The following is a 5,615-nucleotide window of genomic DNA, read 5'->3' as shown; positions in this document are numbered from 1 at the left end:
GCCCTGGCCGCCAGCGGCGCCGTTGCCGGCGCTCGCCGGCTGGCCGGGCAACCCCCCAGCGGAGTTTGTGCCGCCGCGTTGGCGCCGTTGCCGATCAGCGGGCGCCCCGTAAGCGCCAGGAAGGGCGTGTTGATCGCGTTGAGCAGCGGACTGGTGATTGACGCGGCGCTGGCGGCCTCAGCGCTGGCATAGGACCCCGCACCCGCGGTCAGCGCCCGCACAAACTCGTCCTGGAACACCGCGGCCTGTGCGCTCACCGCCTGATAGGCCTGGCCGTGCGCGCCGAACATCGCCGCGACGGCCGCCGACACCTCATCAGCGCCCGCCGCCAGCACCGCCTCGATGTTGCCCGCCGCTGCCGCATTGGCCGCCCCGAGCGCCGAACCAATACCCGCCAAATCCCTTGCTGCTGCGTCCATCAACTCCGGTAGCGCAATCACAAAAGACATCGGGCACCTCCCAGCGGGTCATGACCCAATCAGCCAGGACGACCCGGGAGATGCCCCCGGGTCGTCTACGACCCTTGGGCAGGGAAGAAGTATATCGCCGTGCGGGGTGCGAAACTGCCGATTCGCCCGAAACCCGCTCGGACGCAAAGAATTAACGGTTCTGATAAATCCGCTCAGTCGTCGATATGCACCGGTGGGTCAGCGATGGCCGGATCCGCCGGGCGCTGATCCGCGCCCATCGAGTCACAGTGCTTCACCGGCACCTGATACGAACTCGCGCCGTGCGGCACCCACGTCTGCACCGCGACGCAACGTTCCCAGGTGCCGTCGGGCTGGATGGGCCCGTCGCACTTGCTGATGACACCCCACCCGGGGTAGACACAGCCGGCGCTGGCCGGTGGCGCCGCGGCGATCAGACCGGCGCCCATCAGTACGGCACCCAGACCGGTGACGAAGGCGGCGATCCCACGCGGGGACGTGATCGTGAATGCACTCATTGCGCCTCCTCGGACTACTTCAGCAATCATTGCATCGAGACGCTGTTGGTGTAACCGTCTGCGACGAGCGGTGTGCGACGATCCGTACCGTGGCCAACCAGTACGCCTGGGGAGAGACGGATCAAGAACGCCAACGGCTCGCAGTCCAGGGGGACGCGCTGCGTTCGGCGACCGAGCGGTTGTTCCGGGCCGCCGGGATCGGTTCTGGCATGCGTGTCCTGGACTGCGGATCCGGTGGCGGTGATGTCTCTGTCATCGCCGGCGAGCTCGTGGGCCCGTCGGGCGCTGTGCTCGGTGTCGACCGCGAGGACGCCAATGTGTCCGCAGCGAACCACCGTGTTCGCGTAACCGGACTGTCCCACATTCGATTTGAAGCCGGCGACATCTCCAGCCCACCCGGTGGACCATTCGATGCGATCGTCGGCCGATTGGTGCTGATGTATCAGCCCGACGTCGAAGCGGTGTTGCGCGCCCTTGTTGATCGTCTCAAACCCGGCGGGGTGATGGCGTTCATGGAATACGAACACACGCCACCCAACAAGCCATACATGTGGCCCCGAAGCCCCGCGGTGGAGAAGTTGGTGGGGTGGATGGACGCTGCCTTCGAAGTGCTTGGCATTCAAGCACACCTGGGCACCCGGCTGCCGTCGTTGCTGCGCTCGGTTGGCCTGGAGCCGCAACCGCCCCACGAGTTGACCGCCGCGGTGTACAGCGGTCCCACGGCAACCGAACACCAGATCACGCTGGTGGCCAGCCTTTCCCCGGTGCTGATCGCCCACGGCATCGCCAGCAAGGACGAACTCGACACGTTCGCCGAACGGGTCACGCTGGATCTTGGTCCGGACCCGGTAGTGGTCGCGGGACCGCACCTTGCGGTCTGGGCCCGGAAGCCGACAAACCTCTAGGTCGCCACCGGACAGCTTGAACAGCGTTAGCTTTGAGAAAAGGAGGCACCCGCGTGACCATGATCGACCCGCAACTGCGCAGGCGGGCAAGGCTGTTCCGCGCCCTGATGGCCAACCAGGACGAACGCAAGCTGCGGCGCATGCGCCACATCGAAGGCGCCATCGGGCGATACGCCCAGCGCCGCACGGTGTCTGGGATGCAACGACAGACCGAGTGGATCCCCCGTGCCGACGGTTCCCGGCTGCGCGTCGTGGTGTACCGCCCGCTGGAGCCGCAACGGGGCGTCGCCGGTGTGCTGTACCTGCACGGCGGTGGCTACGCGCTTGGCTCGCCCGACCTGGAGGCGGTGGGCTGCCGAGCGCTGATCGAGCAGAGCGACTGTGTGGTCGTGTCACCGGACTACCGGCTCAGTACCGAAGCGCCCTACCCGGCCGCCCTGCAAGATTGCTACGCCGCGTTGATCTGGTTGCGGGACAACGCCGAACGCTTGGGCGTGCGTAGCGACCAACTGGCCGTATTCGGGGGCAGCGCCGGCGGCGGATTGACCGCAGCAGTGACGCTGTACGCACGCGACAAGGGCGAAGTGGGTATCGCCTTTCAGATGCCGCTCTATCCCATGATCGATGACCGCGCGAGCACGCCGTTCGCACAACACAACGACGCTCCGGTGTGGGACGCGGCGACGAACAAGGCGGCGTGGCAGATGTATCTCGCGGATTTGTATGGCACAGAACAGGTTCCGGCGTACGCGGCACCGGCCCGCGCCACCGACTTGCGCGGACTACCGCCGACTTTCAGCTTCGTCGGTGACATCGACACGTTCCGCGACGAGACGGTCGCCTACATGGAAGGGCTCAAAGCGGCGCAGGTTCCCACCGAGTTCCGGGTCTTCCCCGGCTGCTATCACGGGTTCGACGGTTTTGTCGGCAAGGCGGAAATCAGCCAGCGGGCAATCCAGTACCGCAACCGCTGGTTCCGGCACGCACTCGACACCTACTTCTGCCCGCAACCCGGCTGACGCAGCGCGCCCCCCGGCGTGGTCAGCGGCCGATCCAGCACGTGCCTGTCGACCAGACGGCGATGCGAGCCGGACGAGCGCTGGCGGACACGTGGCCTCCTGAACGGTCGGCTGCCGAATATCGAGAAGTGGCTTTCCCGGAAGCTAGCGCACGCCACGGCAATCTCATAAGAATGGATCGATACGCCTGACCGCCGCCGGAGGGGAGCGATTTTATGGGGGACGCCGATGCCGCTGCGATTCGTGCCGAGCGCGCCAACTGGATGCAGCAACACCTGGCGACGTACCTGAACTCCGGCGGCACCCAGGGCCACATCGTCGATCTAAGCGGCCTCGGCGGACGCGAACTGACGACCCACTGCCTGATCAGGTACACGGGCCGCAAGTCCGGCAAGACGTACATCAAGCCCCTCATTTACGGCAACGTCGGCGGTGAGGTCGTCATCGTTGCATCCAAGGGCGGCGCCCACACCAACCCCGAGTGGTACCTCAACATCGTGGCCGGCAAGACCATCGGGGTGCAGATCGCCACTCAGGCGTTCGAGGCCACCTGGCGGGAGCCCGAAGCCACCGAGCGTCACGACGTGTGGGAGTACATGTGCCACCTGTACCCGCCGTACGTCGCCTATCAGCGGTCGACGAGCCGGCACATCCCGCTGGTGATGTTGCGGACGGTCCGGCCGATCGACGTCTTCACGGCACCGGACTGATGAAGGCCACTGCTAGACGGTGAGGTAACCGCCGTCCACTGCGAGGGTGGTGCCGGTGACGTAGGAGGCCGCGGCGCTGCACAGGAACAGCACTGCGGGGGAGATCTCCTCAGGCAATCCCATACGAGCCATCGGGATGTGCCGCATCTCGGGGTCGAGCAGTTCCGGGATGCCGGTCATCGGTCTGGTCATGCGGGTTTGGATCAGCCCGGGCGCCACCGCGTTCACCCGGATGCCGTCGTCCACCCAGCGCCGGGCGAGGTTCTTGGTGAAGGCGACCATTCCGGCCTTTGCCGAGCTGTAGGCGGGAACCGCGACCGCGGACACGAATGCCGACATGGAGGCGATGGTGACAACGCTGCTCCCGCCGGTCATGCTGCTGGCCTTCAGCCGTTCGTGGCAGGCCATGGTCAAGCGCATGTGGGCGAACATGTTGACCGCTACCGATCCGGCGTACCCGTCGGGATCCCATTCGTCGCGTTGGCCGGCGTAGGGCGCGCCGCCGTTGTTGACCAGGATGTCGAGGTCGCCGAGCGAGGCGGCGAGGGCATCGATCGAAGCTGGTTTCGACAGTTGGCATTCCGCGTATGTGAAGCCGCTGAGGTCGGCACCGGAATAGTCGTTCGCCGATGCTCGTGTGCCGGTGATCGTGACCGTGGCTCCCGCTGCGGCGAAATCCGACGCGATCGCGTGCCCGATGCCGCGCGTACCACCGGTGACCAATACGTTCGCACCGGTGAAGTCGAAGCTCACCGTGTTCATTACGCGGACCTCGATTCGTCGGTCGACCGGCCGATACCGGCGTTTCCATTACAGCAACTGTTACCGACGTCTGGGCTACGTGTGCGCAATATATGACGTTTCTCTGAGTTCTCGAGATCTGTTCGCGCACGTTGACTTTCCGGCTTGAATCAGTTGGCTGAGGGGTTTCTACGTTTTTTCAGGAGGATCGTGCAAGAGGAAGGGACGCCGTTCGGCCGTTACCGGCTGCTCGAGCTGCTGGGCCGCGGCGGCATGGGCGAGGTATGGCGGGCGTACGACATCGAAACTCAGCGCGTGGTCGCGGTGAAGGTACTGCCGCCGAACCTGGCCGACGATCCGGCATTCGTGCAGCGGTTCCGCCGGGAGGCGCTGGCCGCCGCAGGCCTCAACGACCCACACGTCGTCCCGATCCACCACTTCGGTGAGATCGACGGCCGCCTGTATGTGGACATGCGGCTGATCAACGGCAGAGACCTGCAGAGCATCATCGCCGAAGGCCCGATGGATCCGGCGCGTGCGGTGAAGATCATCGAGCAGGTCGCCTCGGCACTGCACGACGCACACCGGATCGGCCTGGTGCACCGCGACGTCAAACCCTCCAACATCTTGGTCACCCCGAACGACTTCGCTTACCTGATCGACTTCGGCATTGCCAGCGCGGCCGGGGAAACGCGAATGACGGGCACCGGCAGCGTGATCGGGACCTGGGCCTACATGGCGCCAGAGCGATTGAGCAGCGGTGCGAACGACCCGCGAAGCGACACCTACGCGCTGGCCTGCGTCTTCCACGAATGCCTGACGGGCAGCCAGCCGTACCCGGGCCGCAGCATCGAGCAGCAGATCGGTGGCCATCTGGGGCTGCCGGCCCCGCGCCCGTCGACGCTTCGGCGGGGGCTGCCGGTGCAGCTCGACGGCGTCATCGCGATCGGGATGGCCAAGAATCCGGACCAGCGCTATCCCACACCGACCGAGCTGGCCGCCGCGGCCCGCGCGGCCATCACCCAACCGACGACGACGCATAACACCGGGTCGCGCGGAGCAGAACCGGCCCAGCACGACTCCCAGACCGTGGCGCTCCCGACCGGCGCACCGCGCAACTACTACCCGGCTCCGCCCAGCGGCGTGTCACACACCGATCCAACGCAGTACCGCCAATACGGCCCGGGCTCTGACGCGCCGCCGCCCGGCCCCCCGCGCGCCACCACCCCCGCGGCGTCACGCAACGTCAGCACCCCAGCCACGTGTGCGGCCGCGATCTCCCCTACCGAATGGC

5 protein-coding genes and 3 pseudogenes are annotated in these 5,615 nt (G+C 66.3%); 4 read left to right on the top strand and 4 right to left on the bottom strand.

The window, feature by feature from the left end:
- Together A9X01_RS22205 and A9X01_RS22200 are read right to left on the bottom strand one after the other, a co-directional pair.
- Positions 1-449 (bottom strand): annotated as a pseudogene (locus A9X01_RS22205) (PE family protein); the annotation flags it as partial.
- A 173-nt stretch (positions 450-622) separates the two neighbouring features.
- Positions 623-877, bottom strand: coding sequence for a CDGP domain-containing protein (locus tag A9X01_RS22200; RefSeq protein WP_155772221.1), 255 nt, complete (start codon positions 875-877; stop codon positions 623-625).
- A gap of 158 nt (positions 878-1,035) precedes the next feature.
- Between A9X01_RS22200 and A9X01_RS22195 the strand changes: the two genes are divergently transcribed.
- The 3 genes from A9X01_RS22195 to A9X01_RS22185 all read left to right on the top strand — a co-directional run bounded on the left by A9X01_RS22195 (position 1,036) and on the right by A9X01_RS22185 (position 3,580).
- A complete protein-coding gene (locus A9X01_RS22195) occupies positions 1,036-1,851 on the top strand; it encodes a class I SAM-dependent methyltransferase (protein ID WP_065122787.1) in 816 nt (271 codons plus the stop codon).
- Positions 1,852-1,910: 59 nt separating this feature from the next.
- Positions 1,911-2,870, top strand: a complete 960-nt coding sequence (locus tag A9X01_RS22190) for an alpha/beta hydrolase (protein ID WP_065122789.1) — start codon at positions 1,911-1,913, stop codon at positions 2,868-2,870.
- Between the two features lie 215 nt (positions 2,871-3,085).
- Positions 3,086-3,580 carry a nitroreductase/quinone reductase family protein gene (locus A9X01_RS22185; RefSeq protein WP_065122786.1) on the top strand — a complete coding sequence of 165 codons (495 nt, stop codon included), beginning with the start codon at positions 3,086-3,088 and terminating at the stop codon, positions 3,578-3,580.
- 12 nt (positions 3,581-3,592) lie between these two features.
- Here A9X01_RS22185 and A9X01_RS22180 read toward each other — a convergent pair whose 3' ends face one another.
- Complete coding sequence (locus tag A9X01_RS22180) at positions 3,593-4,342, bottom strand: SDR family NAD(P)-dependent oxidoreductase (RefSeq protein WP_065122785.1); 750 nt, start codon at positions 4,340-4,342, stop codon at positions 3,593-3,595.
- Positions 4,343-4,594: 252 nt separating this feature from the next.
- Here A9X01_RS22180 and A9X01_RS22175 point away from each other — a divergent pair.
- A pseudogene (locus A9X01_RS22175) lies at positions 4,595-5,455 on the top strand (serine/threonine-protein kinase); the annotation flags it as partial.
- 62 nt (positions 5,456-5,517) lie between these two features.
- Here A9X01_RS22175 and A9X01_RS32280 read toward each other — a convergent pair.
- Positions 5,518-5,615, bottom strand: a pseudogene (locus A9X01_RS32280) (hypothetical protein); the annotation flags it as partial.

Source organism: Mycobacterium asiaticum (assembly GCF_001668675.1).
Lineage (GTDB): Bacteria > Actinomycetota > Actinomycetes > Mycobacteriales > Mycobacteriaceae > Mycobacterium > Mycobacterium asiaticum_D.
Note: the sequence above shows the minus strand (reverse complement) of the source record. Positions and strands in the feature narration are given on the sequence as shown.